Below are 15,700 nucleotides of genomic sequence, written 5' to 3' on the forward strand. Positions count from 1 at the left end.
GTTCTTATCCAAAATATCCTCCAGTGAATAAGAGAGCGATTTACTCGTTTTGCGTCCACGCGCTTAATTTGGCACGTAAACGCTGCATGGCTTGGCTGTGAATTTGGCTGACGCGAGATTCGCTGACACCCAAAATTTCCCCAATTTCTTTTAAATTTAACTCTTCGTCGTAGTACAGAGAAAGCATCAATGCTTCGCGCTCTGGCAACGTTTCTATCGACTCGATCAATGCTTTACGGAATGATTCGTCAGCAACACCCTGAAACGGTGCGTTGTCTTCTTCCTCTTCAATAGGAGATATCGCATCTTCTGATATCCCTAAATCTTCCATTCCGACCAAACGAGAACAGTTGATATCGTTTAACGCGCTATGGTATTGACTCATGGTCATACCTAAGTGCTCAGCGATTTCAATATCATTTGGATCGCGATTGAGCTTAGTTTCAAGCTCGCTAATCGCGGTATTGATCGTTCGGTTGTTCTTATGTACCGAACGAGGCACCCAATCTCCACGACGAATTTCGTCTAACATCGCACCACGAATACGAATGCCAGCATAGGTTTCAAAGCTTGCCCCTTTGCTGCCATCATAATTCTGCTGCGCTTCTATCAAGCCGATCATTCCGGCTTGAATTAAATCATCCACCAACACGCTAGGTGGTAGGCGCCCCATTAAATGGTGCGCGATCCGTTTAACCAAATCGGAATAGCGCTGCATAAATTCTTGCTGGCTATTCGCGTTAACTTTGGAATCGTAAGTAAGAGCTTTATTCAACATAAGACTCCCCTACAATTTCTCGATTGTTTAGCAAACGCTCGACAAAAAACTCTAAGTGACCGCTTGGCGCTTTCGGTATCGGCCAGGTTAAGGCTTTATTCGCCAATGAACTGATCGCCAGTGCCGCTGGTGAACGCGGATACGCATCGACGACAATTTTCTGCCGTTTCACTGACTGTCTGACTTTATCATCCAATGGCACACAAGCCACCAGCTCTAACGTCACGTTTAAAAAACGCTCGGTCACTAAAGTCAGCTTGGCAAACAGCTCTCGCCCTTCACGGTAGCTTCGCACCATATTGGCCACGACTTTAAATCGTTGAACGTGGTGCTCTCGACTTAGCAGTTTAATCAGTGCGTAGGCATCGGTAATTGACGTCGGTTCATCACATACCACCACAACAACATCTTGTGCTGCGCGGGCGAAACTGACGACCATGTCAGATATACCAGCTGCCGTATCGATTAGCAACACATCCATGTCTTCTTCGAGACTGCCAAAGGCACGAATCAACCCTGCGTGTTGTTGAGGTGTTAACTCCGTCATACTTTGAGTGCCCGAGGTGGCAGGAATAACCCGGATACCATGTGGCCCTTCAACAATGGCCTCTTGCAACGTACATTCGCCTGCTAATACATGCCCCAGATTGCGTCTAGCTCGGATGCCAAGCATCACATCTACATTCGCTAACCCAAGGTCTGCATCGAGTACCAATACTTTCTTGCCTTGACGTGCCATGGAAATGGCCAATCCAAGTGTGACGTTGGTTTTACCCACACCGCCTTTACCACCTGTAACGGCAATTACCTTAGTCAATGACGGTTTGGTCAGCCGACGTAATCCACTTGCTTGATCTTGTAACATATTCTCTATCATCGTATCGACCGCCTAGTACTCATCCATGTCACTGGTCCAGAAATGCGGTTCATCTTGCGTAGAATTCTCTAACAATTCACTCGCTTTTGCTACCAGATAGCGCGCTTGTGCCAAGACTAAGTCTTCTGGAACACGCTGACCGTTAGCGACGTATGACACTGGCAGTGCATTGTGTACAGCTACATTGATAAATTCACCGAGACTCAATGATTCATCCAATTTAGTCAGGATACATCCCGACAATGGTATTCGACGAAAATGATCCAATGTCTCTTGCAGTACTTGTCGTTGTGCTGTTGCTGGAAGCACCAAATAACTATGGATAACTTCCCCACTTTCTTGCATTAGGGTATCCAGCTGCTCGGATAATCGAACATCACGCTGTCCCATACCTGCCGTATCAACCAATATCAGGCGACGATCTCTCAACTGATATAATATATCGGCAAGCTCTTCAGAATCTTTAGCAACTCTTACCGCACATCCCATGATTCGCCCATAAATAGACAGTTGCTCGTGGGCACCTATACGGTATGTATCGGTTGTAACCAGTGCGACCTCATCAGGGCCGTACTCCATAGCTGCGCGTGCAGCCAGTTTAGCAACGGTTGTTGTTTTACCGACCCCAGTGGGACCAAGTAGCGCAACAACGCCGCCTTTTTTAATTAAATCGGTTTTGTTAATCGTGATTTGATCGGCCAAAAGGTCAAGCAATGCAATCCAAGCTTTTTTAGGCTCTGTATCTTCTGGGATATAACACGCAAGTTGGTCCGCTAAGTCAGGGGCTAAGCCCATGCGCTCTAAGCGTTTAATGAGCATTGCTCTCAGCGGTTCACGACGTTCAACTTCTTGCCACATCAGGCCCGACACTTGATGCTCTAGTAAACGACGAATGGAGCTCATTTCTTCACGCATGCTTTCCAATTCTTGATTGGCCGCAGAGGGTGGCTGAGCTTGATTTTTATCGTAGCGTGTTGGGTCGAGTCTAGGTTTCTTTGGGCGAACACTGCTGTCATCGGCAATGAGTTTTGACAACCCAGATTCTTCTGCAAGCGATGATCTCACTGGAGCTTGTCGTGGCGCAGGCGCACGAGATGGCGCAGCTTGATCGCGATAAGCCTGATTCGCCGAATGCTTGGCTTTGGCTTGTCGCTGTAACAATTTGGTTAATGAATCAGGCTCGGGTTTGCTATTTTGAGTTTCACCGTCTTGATAGCGCTGCAACATATTGGCGAATTGACGGCTGACTTCACCCGATGAGAGCTCGTCTTGGGAGCTAGGGCGATGTCCACCTAAGCTCACGGTATCTTGTTTCAGATCTCGACCGTACGCGCTGTTGGCGGTCGCAATATTATATCGACTTTGCGGCGCAGCAGGCGCCGTCATTTGCTTTTCAACAACGTCATTGTCGACGGCCGCCACAATTTCAACACCACCTGCAACTTTCTTGTTGGACATGATCACCGCGTCAGCACCAAGCTCTTCTTTCACTTGTTGCAACGCAAGGCGCATGTCTTTGGCAAAATAGCGTTTAATTTTCACTGTCACAGTCCTAGTTAACGTTTTTTAATACTCGCCTACTTTTTGTTGAGGCTAGTTTCCGACCGCTTGTACGATTCGGATCTGTTTCTCATCAGGGATCTCTTGATAAGAAAGCACGCGTAAGCTTGGTATGGTGTTTTTCACAAACTTAGCGAGTGTTGAGCGCAATACGCCTGATGTAAGCAGTACAGCTGGCTCACCTTTTAATTCTTGGTCTTGCGTTGCACCGCTTAATGACGACTGCAATCTCTCGGCTAAACCTGGCTCAATACCGGTGGATTCACCGCCTGATGCCTGCATAGTTTGATGCAATATTTGTTCCAGCTCAGGAATCAGCGTGATAACGGGTAGCTCAGGCTCGATACCATTGATTTCTTGGACGATTAAGCGTTTCAATGAAATACGAACTGCCGCAGTAAGAACGTCGGGATCTTGACTCTTAGGCGCATATTCTGACAGTGTCTGAACGATCGAACGTATGTCGCGCACAGGAATCGCTTCGTTCAGCAAGTTTTGCAGTACTTTCACAACTGTGCTCAAGCTCAGTTGATCAGGGACGAATCCTTCGACGAGTTTAGGCGCGCTCTGTCCAAGCAGATCAAGCAAGTTCTGAACTTCTTCATAGCCAATTAATTGCGAGGCATTATTGGTCAATAGCTGACTCAAGTGTGTCGCCAATACAGTGGCTGAATCAACGACTGTGTAGCCCAGTGCCTGAGCGTGTTCACGCTGTTCATCGCCTATCCATACAGCGTCTAGGCCAAAAGCCGGATCCGTGGTCGGCTCGCCTTCTATCGCACCATAGACTTGACCAGGGTTTATCGCCAACTCTTGGTCAGGGTGAATTTCTGACTCACCGACGGCTACGCCCATTAGGGTAATGCGATAGCTGTTAGGCGTGAGTTCTAAGTTATCTCGAATGTGTACCGACGGAACCAAAAAGCCAAAATCTTGCGACAGTTTTTTCCGAACGCCTTTCACTCGCTCGAGCAGTTCACCACCTTGGTCACGATCCACCATTGGGATCAATCTGTACCCAACCTCTAAACCGATAACATCGACAGGTTGTACGTCATCCCAAGACAGCTCTTTTTGTGCAGGAGAGTTCTCTGGACTGACTTCGGGTACACTCGGTTTTTGCGCTTCACGTTTTTGTTTGCGATCCATTAAGTAGGCACCACCACCTGCGATTGACGCAAGTAACAGGAACGCAAAATGAGGCATACCAGGCACAACGCCCATTACCGCGAGAATGAGCGCGGTTATCATCAGCGCTTTAGGGTTATCAAACAGCTGAAATACCAGTTGCTGCCCCATGTCTTCATCGGTGTTTTGGCGCGTTACCATCATAGCCGCACCGATAGAGAGTAATAATGACGGGATCTGTGCGACAAGACCATCACCGATGGTAAGCAGAGTATAAATCTCGATCGCTTCACCAAAGCCTAAACCATGCTGAACCATACCGATGGCTAAACCACCCAAGATATTGATAAGTAAAATCAATATACCCGCGATAGCGTCACCTTTTACAAATTTAGAAGCACCATCCATCGAACCATAAAAGTCCGCTTCTTTGGTAACTTCAAATCGACGTAGTCGCGCTTGGTCTTGGTCTATCAATCCTGCATTGAGATCGGCATCGATAGCCATTTGTTTACCCGGTAGTGCATCCAAGGTAAAACGTGCGCTCACTTCAGAAATACGACCAGCACCTTTGGTAACAACCATGAAGTTTATGATCATCAAGATCAAAAACACCACCAAGCCCACGGCATAGTTACCACCAATAACTACGTTACCAAAGGCTTCAATGACGTTACCTGCGGCTCCTGGCCCTTCGTGACCTTTTAAAAGCACCACTCGGGTTGATGCGACGTTAAGCGCTAGTCGCAGTAATGTCGCGATCAGTAGAACGGTTGGGAAAGCAGCAAAGTCGAGGGGACGGCGAGTATAAATGGTGACTAGCAGCACTACCATGGCTAACGCTATGTTAAAGGTAAACGACAAATCCAATAGAAGTGCTGGAATAGGCAGCACGACCATTGCTAAAGTCGACAAAACAACGATAGGCGCGCCAATCGACGGCAGTCCGCGTTGGGTAATTGGCGCAAGTTTATCTGCAAACGGCAGGGCTAACTTCATGTGGTTAAATTTCTAGCGTATTCCATTATCTATACACTAGTCAGCAATAATTATGCCATACCGTAAAGTCAATTTATTGGCTCTAAAGTATTAAGCCAAGATACGTACAATTAATACCTTAGATCGTCAGGGATAGTCATACTTTTAGGGTCCAACGATGGCCGTTGGCCCCCTTTAGTGCGGAACTGACGCAACTGAAATACGTACGCTAACACTTGAGCCACTGCGGTAAATAAACCGTCAGGAATTTGTTGTTCTAGCTCTGCTGTATGATAAAGGGCTCGAGCCAAAGGTGGAGCCGGGACTATCGCAATATCGTGCTCGCGAGCAATTTCTCGAATCTTCATCGCGGTATGGTCTACACCTTTAGCCACAACGATAGGCGCGGTGTCCTGACCTTGTTTGTATCGCAGCGCCACTGAGAAGTGTTCTGGGTTGGTAACAATAACGTCGGCGCTAGGTACTTCCGACATCATTCTTCGTTGCGCCATTTCCCTTTGCAACATTCGGATCCGGCCTTTCACCTCGGGCTTACCTTCGGTGTCTTTGAACTCGTCTTTGACCTCTTGCTTGGTCATTTTTAGCTGATTCGCGTGCTGCCAGATTTGAAAAGGTATATCAATCGCGACCACAACCAGCAGCGAACAGCTAATTAGTAAAACGAAATTAAGCAGGATATCCAAAGCATGAAAAATATTCTGGGGATAAACATCGAGGCTCAGCTGAAAGAGATCTTGCCGCGCTGTTGAGATTAGAAAAAACGAGACACCTGCTACTAGCGATACTTTTAAGATGGACTTAAGCAATTCCACCCAACTTTGCATGCCAAACATCCGTTTAAAGCCGCTCATAGGGTTAATTTTGGACATTTTTGGGGCCGCAGCTTGGGCCGAAAACCCAACGCCGCCGATACCAGCCGCTCCAGCAAACGCTGCGGCAAACAGCGTTAAAAGAATGATCAGTAGTGGTAATATAAGGGCAACTAACGAGCCCAAGGCAATTTCGATAAGCTTGCCAAAGTCAAAAATTTCTTCACGGCTCAAACTGAACAGCCGAGTCATCGTTTGACCAACGCCTTTTGCCAATGGCTCACCCATCATCATTAGCGATAATGCACCAACCACCAACACCGACACCGACGCTAGCTCTTTAGACCTTGCAACCTGCCCTTTTTCTCGAGCCTGTTGCAAGCGCCTGGGCGTTGCGTCTTCTGTTCTTTCTTGACCGTCTGACTCTGCCATACAAGCAACTCCCTAACAGCTGATATTGATCAGGCTACACAATTGTTGCTCACCTTGCGCCCAATAGAGCTCGTAGTGAGAAAATAGCCCAAGAAGAATGTACCAACACAGCAATAAACCTACCATCAGAGCGAATGAGAATCCGAGCGAGAATATATTTAGCTGCGGCGCGGCACGCGTCATGACACCAAAAGAAAGGTTGATAGTAAGCAGCGCAATAATTCCAGATAGCGCCATGCTTAGTGCGGTTTTAAACATGATACCCATCCACGAAGCCAGCTCTTGAAAATCCGCTGAGGTCAATCCTTCGCCGCCAATGGGTAGTGTCGTAAAGCTCATTACCACCATCTGGATCATCTGCAAATGTCCATCGGTGACGAGAAAGAATAGAGTCGCAACAAACAAAAACAGCTGCCCCAACAAAGGGGTGTTTTGGCCGTTCGCCGGATCCACCATTGACGCAAAACCTAAACTTGATTGCATACCTAGAATTTGACCTAGTAAAACAAAAGTTTGGGTAATAAATACCGTCACATAACCCATGGCAACGCCAATCACTATTTGCTCTGCGGTGGTGATAAACCCTTGCACGGATAAAAGCGCAAGGTCACTGGGTGGGACTGGAATCATTGGCATTACACCAAAGGTGACAGCCAAACCCAAGTAGAGTCTAATTCGTCTAGATACATAGTTTGCACCAGTCACCGTCATCACCATAAACATGGTGGAAATACGCGTGTACGGCCAGAAATAACTGGCCATCCATTCGAGTATGATTGTGCTGGTGAATTCCATCAGGTCACCTAATAGATGATGGTGGGCATGCGGGCGATCATTTCAAAAAAGAAATCCATCAACATTTGCACCATCCAGTGCCCCGCAAACATAAGCGCCAGTAGCGTCACGATTAAACGAGGTAAAAAGCTCAAGGTTTGTTCGTTGATCGAGGTTGCAGCCTGGAAAACAGCAACCAGAAGACCGATCATTAGGCTCGGAATTATGATGGCACATACCAAGATAAGAACCATCCACAGCGCATCGCGAAATAGATCGACAAAGACTTCAGGTGTCATCTGTTACCCTCGCTAAAGCGCAAAACTGCTGGCTAAGGTAGCTAAGATAAGGTTCCACCCATCCACCAAAACAAACAGCATTAACTTAAACGGCAATGAGACGATCATCGGCGATAGCATCATCATACCCATAGCCATCAATATAGAAGCAACCACCAGGTCGATTATCAAAAACGGTAAAAACAGCATAAAACCAATTTGGAAAGCGGTTTTTAACTCAGAGGTTATAAACGCTGGGATCAGCACACTCATTGATACGTCTTCAGGAGTGTCCACTTGAGAGCCAGACATACCCACAAAGGTCTCAAGATCTTTCACCCGAGTCTGTTTTAGCATGAACGCTTTCATGGGCTCTTGCGCCAAATCGAACGCCTCTCGAGCCGTCACCTGTTCATTAAGATACGGTTGCAGGGCGTCTTGATTTACTTTGTCAAAGACCGGTGACATGATAAAAAACGTCATAAAGATCGACAAACCAATAATCACTTGATTGGACGGCGTCTGTTGCAAGCCCATGGCTTGACGCAAAATCGACATCACCACGACGATTCGCGTAAAAGAGGTCATCAATATCACCATGGCAGGCAAGAAGCCCAGCATAGTCATAAGACCTAATATTTGAATATTGACTGAGTAATCTTCACTACCATCTGGATTGGTGACCATGGTAAATGCTGGCACGCCCGCACCACTGCGAGTGTCCGTGATCGAAAGCGTCGAACCACCCTGCTCACGCTCTATTTCGGACACCGTCACACTGCTTGCTGGAGCAATATTTTCGGGGATCTCTTCTTGGGCGTGCAATTGCGTGGCAAACAATAGTGTTGCGAAAAGCATACAAGCAGCAACCCAGTACTGCTTCGACAGTCTGGTAAGGTTATTTAGCATGACCATTTTTCTTAAGTAGCTGATTGAGTTGAGCCCCAAAAGGCGCTTGTTGCGGAGACTCATCTTCCAAAGGCGTATCCAGTTTGGCAATCAATTGGATTGAATGCGCAGTAGCACCCACCAAAAATTGCTCATCACCGGCTTGAACCACCATCATTCGCTCTTTGGTACCTAGAGTGATTTGACGTTTAATGGAAAAGTCTTTTTGTCCTGACATGCTCGGTAAACGCATTTTCTTTAGCATCCAAGCCATGCCCAATATCAACGCGATGACCAGCAGAAGCGAGCCAAGCGTGGTAGCCAGATCGAGAGTCGGCGCAGATGCAGCAACCGCTGATGAACTGGCAGCGGTTAGAGTAAGCGTTAGCCAAACACGCAGGATAATGCTCATGTTATCGCAACTTCTTAATACGTTCTGTTTGGCTGATAACATCCGTTAGACGGATACCAAACTTATCATTGACCACCACAACTTCACCATGAGCTATCAAGGTACCATTAACCATCACATCCAACGATTCACCGGCAATGCGATCTAACTCTACAACCGAGCCTTGGTTAAGTTGTAATAAGTTACGGATACTGATTTGAGATCGCCCAACTTCCATCGAAATGGTCACTGGAATGTCCATAATGGTATCAAGTTTACGACGCTCATCGTCAGAGATCGGTGTTGAGCTGTCTGTCAGCTCATCAAGCGGCGCTTGTTGCGCTTGTGATTGAGAAGCCATTAACGCATCGGCTTCTGCCTCAGCAGCAGCTTCTTCCGCGGCAGCAATTGCCAGCGGGTCTTCGCCAAGGGCTGCGGCCCATTCGTCAGCCAATTTTTGATCTTCAGATGTAGACATAATTTTCCTCGTAAAATCCTTACTCCAAAACTGCGGTTACTACGCCAGTTCTGGATCCTCTTCTTCGCCTTCGATTTCCGACATAATATCCTTGCTTAGAAACGCAAGGTCGGTCTTGACCACATCCGGTCGACGAATTTTTTCTGAAACTTGTACCGCGATGTTCTCGCCAGATTTACCCATTTTGACGCGAAATGTCGGTAGTTCCTCTACAAACATCACACCGTTCTCTGGCATATCCACCGGGATAATGTCGCCGGTTTGCAGCTCCATTAAATCGCGTAATGAAATATCTTTTTCCAACAGGTCGACTCTAAAGTTGACCGGTACATCCATGATCTCTTCTCGAAGTGCCGTGCTCCAACGAACGTCGGTTTCCATTTTGTCGGATTGAACACCTGCATCAAGCAGCTCTCGAATCGGCTCCACCATCGAGTACGGCATGACAATGTGAAAATCACCGCCACCACCATCGACTTCAATATGAAAAGAGCTCACAACGATCACTTCGGTCGGGCTTACAATGTTGGCCATACTCGGGTTTACTTCGGAGTCAATATAATCAAACTCCACACCCATGACTGGGGACCAGGCTTCTTTGTAATCTTCGAAGACAATTTTAAGCAGCAGCTGAATAATGCGACGCTCTGTTGGGGTAAACTCTCGACCTTCGATCTTGGCGTGGAAACGACCATCTCCGCCAAAAAAGTTTTCCACCAAAATAAACACTAAACGTGCTTCCATGGTGATTAACGATGTCCCTTTTAAGGGTCTAAATCGAACCATGTTGAGGCTGGTTGGGACATACAATGTATTTTGGTATTCACCAAATTTCATCATCTGTACGCCGTTAATCGACACTTCAGCGGTTTTACGCAACATGTTAAACAAGCTGATCCGCAAGTGACGCGCAAATCGCTCATTAATCAGTTCAAGGGTCGGCATCCGCCCACGAACAATGCGGTCCTGTGACGAAAAGTCGAAATTAACTGCTGGGCCTGATTCCTCGACTTGTGGCAGTTCATCTTCGATCTCATCGACATCATCAACTCCATGCAGGAGAGCGTCGATTTCGTCTTGAGTGAGTAAGTCAGTCACTTGGCACCTATTGAATTACAAAATCGGTAAACAGTACGCGTTCAATGACTGGTTCGCCCACCAGTTCTGTCAGCGTTAGTTTAATGTCATTGGTTGCTTGATCACGCATGTCAGTTCGACCTGACGGTGAACGAAGCTGTTCTTGAGACGCGCTACCAAAGGAAGATAGCAACGTACTTTCAATTAACGGCGAATGGTGTCTAGCCAGCCCTTCATTGGCTGTGCCTCGCACCATCAACTGTACTTTAATTTGAACTAATCGATCGCGGTCATTACCAGGAACTGTAAACAGAAACGGCTGAGGAATATTGACATACATCGCAGGCGCTTCAACTTGTGGAGCAGACACCGATTGAGGCTGCCCTGAAGAAGCTGTAGCGCTGTCATCACCCGATGACAAAAAGAAAAATGCGCCCCCACCTATGCCTGCGATGAGCACAACCGCGGCCACAATGATGATGATAAGTTTATTGCTTTTTTTATTGCCGGTATCAGCTGGATTGTCGTCTGCCATGAGTCTGTTTTGTTCCTATTTTTTTATGCAAAAAAGCTTATGCCCTGCTCGGGGCTAGCGGTACTAACTTGAATAGCAGGCTCATCCTCTGCTACTCCATTAAAATCATTGTTGCCGCCACGGGAAAGTTGACCATCACTGCCTTGTTGCGCTTGACCGCCACGACTCGATTGTTGCTGCACCGAGGTTTCAGCAAGCGCTACACCGCTTTGCGCCAACATCTCACGCAATCTCGGTATAGTCTGTTCAATTAATTCACGCGCGGCAGGGTTGCTCACTGTGATTTGAACATTCGCCACATCACCACTCATGTTCATTCGTATCTGCATACGCCCTAACTCTGGTGGATCGAGTCGAATGTCGATGTTTTTCAGATTTTTGGACATCATCATTTGCACGCGCTCGGCCATTTGATCCGCGGCTAAATCACTTTTTACCTGCACTGGCGTTTGCGCTTGTTGCGCTTGTTCTAATCGCTGTAATCCCGACAATGATTGCTGGCTTTGCTGGGAATTGATTGAATCAAATGGTGTGGCGGCTTCGGGTTGGTTCGGATCTGATTTCTGAGTACGCACAATCTGTAAACCAGCGGCAGCTAATGCTGTTTGTTGTTTACCAGAAAGCTCAGGAGAAGCAGGGCTGATAGCGCCAGCAGCAACCGCATTTGCAGGTGCTTGCACACCTGTGTGTACTGCACTATTTGGGCTCCAAGGTGGCGATGTTGCCGCGTTTTGCCCTGCCACAGTGGCGCCTGCCGCCGTAACTGAACCTTGATTCGCCGCAGAACTTGTCGTTGCCGAGGTAGCGGTTACTGTTGAAGCGCCAACACCGGTTGTGACAGCATTAGGTGTATCTTGCTGCTCCTGTTTATCCCACACGATTTGATCATCACTGTTAGTGGCACCATACACTTGAGTCATTGTTGACTCACCGTCTTGCGCCGACAAACTTGCTGCTTCACCTTGAGTGGCCGTATTCAATTGAGGCTCAATGCCCTCTGAACTCAGCGCTTGAGACGTGTTGCTACCTGCCGTGTTGAGGTTAGATGATTCACCGCTCGATGACTCAAGGTTAGATGATTTTAGATTAGATTGTTGCGACATTGGCTCAGCAGTGGTTGCCGACTCCTCATCGGTCTGTTTGACCGATGTTACTGTGTGGCCTTGCTGCGTTTCGCTGGAAAATCGGCCTTGATTAGCGCCCGCTTCACCTTCTTTTAAGGCTGAAATCCCTTCCCCACTGTCTTTAACAGCAACGCTCTCATCAGACTTCGTCAAATTTTGCGCTGTCGTCAACTTTCCGTCACTCTCCACTGTTGTAGAAGAAAGCTCTGCAGACTGTTCCTGTTTGCCATTGCGACTTGCCAATTGCCCTTCAGAAGAGTGAGCTTGAACTGAGTCTGCGGTGTAGGTAGACGACTTAGCCGCCTCTTTTGGTTGTTCGGATTTTAACGCTGCGTTGGACTCATCGAGGCGTTTTAGTAAATCTGATGCTTGTTGCATGTTTTCATCAACAGCACTGTCATCACTCCCCGTTGCAGGCGACTCAGCCTTGCTCGATGGGTTAGCCGTTTGCTTTGAGCCATCGCTCTTATCGCCTTTCGAGGTTTCGTCGCTCGAAAAAAGTGAACCTAAAAACGACTCTGAGGACTCATCCTCAGCTGTGACAACGCCCTTTGAATCAATGCTTTGAGTGTTTTTTGCGGTGACTTTTTGTTCAGAGTCGCTGGTTTTGGTGTGTGACGTAGAGGCTGCTTTGTCCGTCGCTTTAGCTTCGTCAGAGGATTTAGCCTTTGACACTTTTGTCGACTTATCTACTTTTGAATCGCTGTCTGACTGGCTGGCTTTTGTCAAAGATTGCTCAAAGTTACCTTCTTTATCTGAAGACGCACTTTGCGCAGCGGGTTTCGCTGACATCTCTGATTTTGGCGATGTGGCCTTAGTGGTAATGGCTGGCGCTGCGGCAGCTTGCATTGTCATGACACCTTTCCCTAAGCGTATTTTTTGGCGTTTTTGCTCATAGTTGGATATATGCAAAAAACAGACCACGAGAGCAATTTCATCGAGGGAATACGGGGGGGAATAACGAGAGATACAGTTATCGATTTAGTTTTCTGGCATAGCTAAGTGTTGAGAACTCGTCCATCAACTTCTGTTCTGCCTTATCGGCGGCCAGTTTTGCCTGTGTCGCTTTTTTCTCTAGCATCCATTCATAAGAGCGTCGCTGCTTGCGCATTTCTACCCACACCTGTTCTGATTGGGTAACTTGCTGAATAAAATGAGATTCCGCTTCTTTTTGCTTCGACAAGGTGTTATCTAGCTGCGTTAAAAATCGGTTTAAGTGACTGTATTCACTGGCTGACAATCCGTTTTTACCGCGGTCAATTAGCTGATTGCAGTAATCGATGCGATATTGCTCAATCTGACTCAGCTGTTGATAGTATTCGTCAAGGTCTGCACGAGCTTTAGTCAAGCCCAATACAGCCTGCTCTTCTTTCTCTTTGGCTTGATCTAACAAGAACTCTATAGCCTGACTCAACGGTTATGACCTTGTTGATTCTGGTTCGCAGAATTATTCATTGCGGTTTGCAGCATACTCGACAGCATATTGACGCACATGTCATAAGGAATCGAATCTTTCATACCTTGTTGTAAATACTGATCGATAGTTGGCTTTAAGGTAAACGCGGTATCGATGGCGGGATCTGTGCCCGGTTTATACGCCCCAATAGACACCAAATCTTGGTTTTTACGACACGTCGCCAGCACCTGCCTAACGGCCTTAGACATCGTGAGATGATCATCGGTGGTAATTTGTGGCATAACACGACTGACAGAACGCTCAACATCGATGGCAGGATAATGACCGGCATCGGCCATTTCCCGTGACAACACAATATGGCCATCCAAAATCGCACGAGAGGCATCGGCAATAGGATCTTGTAGGTCATCGCCTTCGGTCAACACCGTAAAGAACGCCGTAATCGAACCTTGCGTGTCATCTCCGTTACCTGCCCTTTCGACCAATGCAGGCAATTTGGCAAACACAGAAGGTGGATACCCTTTGGTCGCAGGAGGCTCGCCAACAGATAACGCTATTTCACGCTGTGCCTGAGCAAAACGGGTCAAGGAATCCATAAGCAACAGCACATCAAGACCTTGATCTCGGAAGTATTCAGCAATGGTCAGTGCGGTTTGACACCCTTTTAAGCGCATAAGTGCCGATGCATCCGCCGGAGCCGCAACAACGACAGCACGCTTTCGACCTTCGACACCGAGAATTTCTTCAATAAACTCTTTTACTTCACGGCCACGCTCACCAATAAGCCCTACCACAACTACTTGCGCCGTTGTGCCACGAGTCATCATGCCAAGTGTCACTGATTTACCTACACCGGAGCCAGCAAATAGACCTATACGCTGCCCTTTGCCCACGGTCAGTAACCCATTGATCGCTTTAATGCCCACATCAAGGGGCTCACTAATAGGTTTACGTTGTAACGGGTTTATCGGAGTCGCATCGAGACTGGCTCGCTGCTGTGTATACAATTCGCCAAGGCCATCGAGTGGATTACCCACGCCATCTATCACTCGCCCCAGCAGTTCCATCCCAACAGGTAAACCCGCATCGCGTACTACTGGCGTCACCCGCGCTCCTGGCACGACACCCGCAATGGACTCACTAGGCATAAGCAGCAGACGATCGCCTTCAAAGCCAACCACTTCAGCTTCCATTTCTCCGCTGAGCGTTTCGACCATACATAAGCTACCAATCGGTGCTTTACAGCCTGTTGCTTCCAAGGTGAGCCCTACCACTCGCACCAATTTTCCTGACGCGATTGCGCGACTGGTGAGATTGTCGGTTTGATAATTAGCAAGACGCTGCGATAAATCGAGCATTACACTTGCCTTTGATGGCGATTGGCAGAGCAAAATCGTTGTAAGGTCGCTTTAATGCGATCTTCCAACATAAAATCCACTCGAGAATCACCCGCATCGATTTGCAGATCGCCGCGATTAAGGGCTGGTTCTGCAATCAGTGTCCAACGTCGCTCAGCCAATGGCTCTTTGCCATAGGCTTGCTCAATAAGGTCGATATCATCGGGGTGAAGTTTAAAGTTGATGTCGATAAAGGTCATAGGCAGTGACTCTACAGACTCTTTAACTGTATCGAGAATTACCTGAGGATTGATGCTCACTTCAACATGCGTCACCTCTTTGGTGAGATGCAACACCATATCCACCAACTGTTTTTCGACTTGCGAATTCATCAGTTCTAGCGGTTGAGTAAGTTGATCGGCAAGCGCCACAAACTGGCCAGCTTGCTCGGCAACTTGCTCTTTCGCGGCTTCTAAACCTTGTTCAATTCCTTGGGCATGGCCCTCTTTTTGACCTTCAGCAACACCTTGCTCTTTGCCTTTTTCATAGCCTTGGTTAAAGCCGGCTTCTTTACCCGACATTAAGCCTTCTTGATACGCGTCTTGGCGTATTTGTTCGACTTCTTCTAGAGTTAATGGCTTAGGTGCTTCTTCGCTGGTCTCTTCGAGATCAGGCATCCAACCTGGATCATAGTTGAGGGCCGTCTCACGCACATCGCCACGAGCTTGCGAGGTGTAGTCCGGCAATCCCCAATCTTCTGGCTGCAGATTCGCCTCGTCATCAGGGCGCAAAAATCCACGTTTTCTAGGTTGGTTCAT

16 protein-coding genes are annotated in these 15,700 nt (G+C 47.6%); all 16 read right to left on the bottom strand.

The annotated features are described in order from the left end of the window. Positions 1 to 40: 40 nt before the first annotated feature. Positions 41 to 775, bottom strand: coding sequence for an RNA polymerase sigma factor FliA (locus JQC93_RS07790; RefSeq protein WP_205158040.1), 735 nt, complete (start codon positions 773 to 775; stop codon positions 41 to 43). After that, a complete protein-coding gene (locus JQC93_RS07795) occupies positions 768 to 1,655 on the bottom strand; it encodes a MinD/ParA family protein (RefSeq protein ID WP_205157891.1) in 888 nt (295 codons plus the stop codon). Before JQC93_RS07795 ends, JQC93_RS07790 begins: the two co-directional genes overlap by 8 nt. A gap of 12 nt (positions 1,656 to 1,667) precedes the next feature. After that, positions 1,668 to 3,197, bottom strand: a complete 1,530-nt coding sequence (gene flhF / locus JQC93_RS07800; protein WP_205157892.1) for a flagellar biosynthesis protein FlhF — start codon at positions 3,195 to 3,197, stop codon at positions 1,668 to 1,670. A gap of 51 nt (positions 3,198 to 3,248) precedes the next feature. Further along, the gene (gene flhA / locus JQC93_RS07805; RefSeq protein WP_205157893.1) at positions 3,249 to 5,342 is read right to left on the bottom strand and encodes a flagellar biosynthesis protein FlhA; all 2,094 of its coding nucleotides are present in this window, start codon (positions 5,340 to 5,342) and stop codon (positions 3,249 to 3,251) included. A 110-nt stretch (positions 5,343 to 5,452) separates the two neighbouring features. Further along, complete coding sequence (gene flhB, locus JQC93_RS07810; protein ID WP_205157894.1) at positions 5,453 to 6,583, bottom strand: flagellar biosynthesis protein FlhB; 1,131 nt, start codon at positions 6,581 to 6,583, stop codon at positions 5,453 to 5,455. A gap of 12 nt (positions 6,584 to 6,595) precedes the next feature. Continuing rightward, positions 6,596 to 7,378: a flagellar biosynthetic protein FliR gene (fliR, locus tag JQC93_RS07815; RefSeq protein ID WP_205157895.1), complete on the bottom strand. Its 783-nt coding sequence runs from the start codon at positions 7,376 to 7,378 to the stop codon at positions 6,596 to 6,598. Between the two features lie 8 nt (positions 7,379 to 7,386). Next, on the bottom strand, positions 7,387 to 7,656 hold the full coding sequence (fliQ, locus tag JQC93_RS07820; protein WP_084887137.1) for a flagellar biosynthesis protein FliQ: 270 nt from the start codon (positions 7,654 to 7,656) through the stop codon (positions 7,387 to 7,389). 12 nt (positions 7,657 to 7,668) lie between these two features. Further along, positions 7,669 to 8,544, bottom strand: a complete 876-nt coding sequence (fliP, locus tag JQC93_RS07825; protein ID WP_408068590.1) for a flagellar type III secretion system pore protein FliP — start codon at positions 8,542 to 8,544, stop codon at positions 7,669 to 7,671. Continuing rightward, positions 8,534 to 8,935: a flagellar biosynthetic protein FliO gene (gene fliO, locus JQC93_RS07830; protein WP_205157896.1), complete on the bottom strand. Its 402-nt coding sequence runs from the start codon at positions 8,933 to 8,935 to the stop codon at positions 8,534 to 8,536. The genes fliP and fliO overlap by 11 nt, the downstream gene beginning before the upstream one ends. A gap of 1 nt (position 8,936) precedes the next feature. After that, a complete protein-coding gene (fliN, locus tag JQC93_RS07835; RefSeq protein ID WP_084887131.1) occupies positions 8,937 to 9,392 on the bottom strand; it encodes a flagellar motor switch protein FliN in 456 nt (151 codons plus the stop codon). A 39-nt stretch (positions 9,393 to 9,431) separates the two neighbouring features. Further along, positions 9,432 to 10,490 (bottom strand): flagellar motor switch protein FliM, encoded by a 1,059-nt coding sequence (gene fliM, locus JQC93_RS07840; protein ID WP_205157897.1) that lies wholly within the window; start codon positions 10,488 to 10,490, stop codon positions 9,432 to 9,434. Between the two features lie 7 nt (positions 10,491 to 10,497). Continuing rightward, positions 10,498 to 11,004 (bottom strand): flagellar basal body-associated protein FliL, encoded by a 507-nt coding sequence (gene fliL, locus JQC93_RS07845; protein ID WP_205157898.1) that lies wholly within the window; start codon positions 11,002 to 11,004, stop codon positions 10,498 to 10,500. A gap of 23 nt (positions 11,005 to 11,027) precedes the next feature. After that, positions 11,028 to 12,983 (bottom strand): flagellar hook-length control protein FliK, encoded by a 1,956-nt coding sequence (locus tag JQC93_RS07850; protein ID WP_205157899.1) that lies wholly within the window; start codon positions 12,981 to 12,983, stop codon positions 11,028 to 11,030. A gap of 118 nt (positions 12,984 to 13,101) precedes the next feature. Beyond that, entirely contained in the window at positions 13,102 to 13,542 is a 441-nt protein-coding gene (gene fliJ, locus JQC93_RS07855; protein ID WP_205157900.1) for a flagellar export protein FliJ, read from the bottom strand. Next, a complete protein-coding gene (gene fliI / locus JQC93_RS07860; protein ID WP_205157901.1) occupies positions 13,539 to 14,903 on the bottom strand; it encodes a flagellar protein export ATPase FliI in 1,365 nt (454 codons plus the stop codon). Before fliI ends, fliJ begins: the two co-directional genes overlap by 4 nt. Continuing rightward, positions 14,903 to 15,700 carry a flagellar assembly protein FliH gene (fliH, locus tag JQC93_RS07865; RefSeq protein ID WP_205157902.1) on the bottom strand — a complete coding sequence of 266 codons (798 nt, stop codon included), beginning with the start codon at positions 15,698 to 15,700 and terminating at the stop codon, positions 14,903 to 14,905. Before fliH ends, fliI begins: the two co-directional genes overlap by 1 nt.

Source organism: Vibrio ulleungensis, assembly GCF_016900875.1.
GTDB classification, from domain to species: Bacteria; Pseudomonadota; Gammaproteobacteria; order Enterobacterales; family Vibrionaceae; genus Vibrio; species Vibrio ulleungensis.

What these genes read in the sequence shown, in the direction of transcription:
- JQC93_RS07795 (WP_205157891.1), bottom strand. Translation starts at nt 1,655, where the DNA reads ATGATAGAGAATATGTTACAAGATCAAGCAAGTGGATTACGTCGGCTG.
- flhA (WP_205157893.1), bottom strand. Translation starts at nt 5,342, where the DNA reads ATGAAGTTAGCCCTGCCGTTTGCAGATAAACTTGCGCCAATTACCCAA.
- flhB (WP_205157894.1), bottom strand. Translation starts at nt 6,583, where the DNA reads ATGGCAGAGTCAGACGGTCAAGAAAGAACAGAAGACGCAACGCCCAGG.
- fliR (WP_205157895.1), bottom strand. Translation starts at nt 7,378, where the DNA reads ATGGAATTCACCAGCACAATCATACTCGAATGGATGGCCAGTTATTTC.
- fliQ (WP_084887137.1), bottom strand. Translation starts at nt 7,656, where the DNA reads ATGACACCTGAAGTCTTTGTCGATCTATTTCGCGATGCGCTGTGGATG.
- fliP (WP_408068590.1), bottom strand. Translation starts at nt 8,544, where the DNA reads ATGCTAAATAACCTTACCAGACTGTCGAAGCAGTACTGGGTTGCTGCT.
- fliO (WP_205157896.1), bottom strand. Translation starts at nt 8,935, where the DNA reads ATGAGCATTATCCTGCGTGTTTGGCTAACGCTTACTCTAACCGCTGCC.
- fliN (WP_084887131.1), bottom strand. Translation starts at nt 9,392, where the DNA reads ATGTCTACATCTGAAGATCAAAAATTGGCTGACGAATGGGCCGCAGCC.
- fliL (WP_205157898.1), bottom strand. Translation starts at nt 11,004, where the DNA reads ATGGCAGACGACAATCCAGCTGATACCGGCAATAAAAAAAGCAATAAA.
- JQC93_RS07850 (WP_205157899.1), bottom strand. Translation starts at nt 12,983, where the DNA reads ATGACAATGCAAGCTGCCGCAGCGCCAGCCATTACCACTAAGGCCACA.
- fliI (WP_205157901.1), bottom strand. Translation starts at nt 14,903, where the DNA reads ATGCTCGATTTATCGCAGCGTCTTGCTAATTATCAAACCGACAATCTC.
- fliH (WP_205157902.1), bottom strand. Translation starts at nt 15,700, where the DNA reads ATGAACCAACCTAGAAAACGTGGATTTTTGCGCCCTGATGACGAGGCG.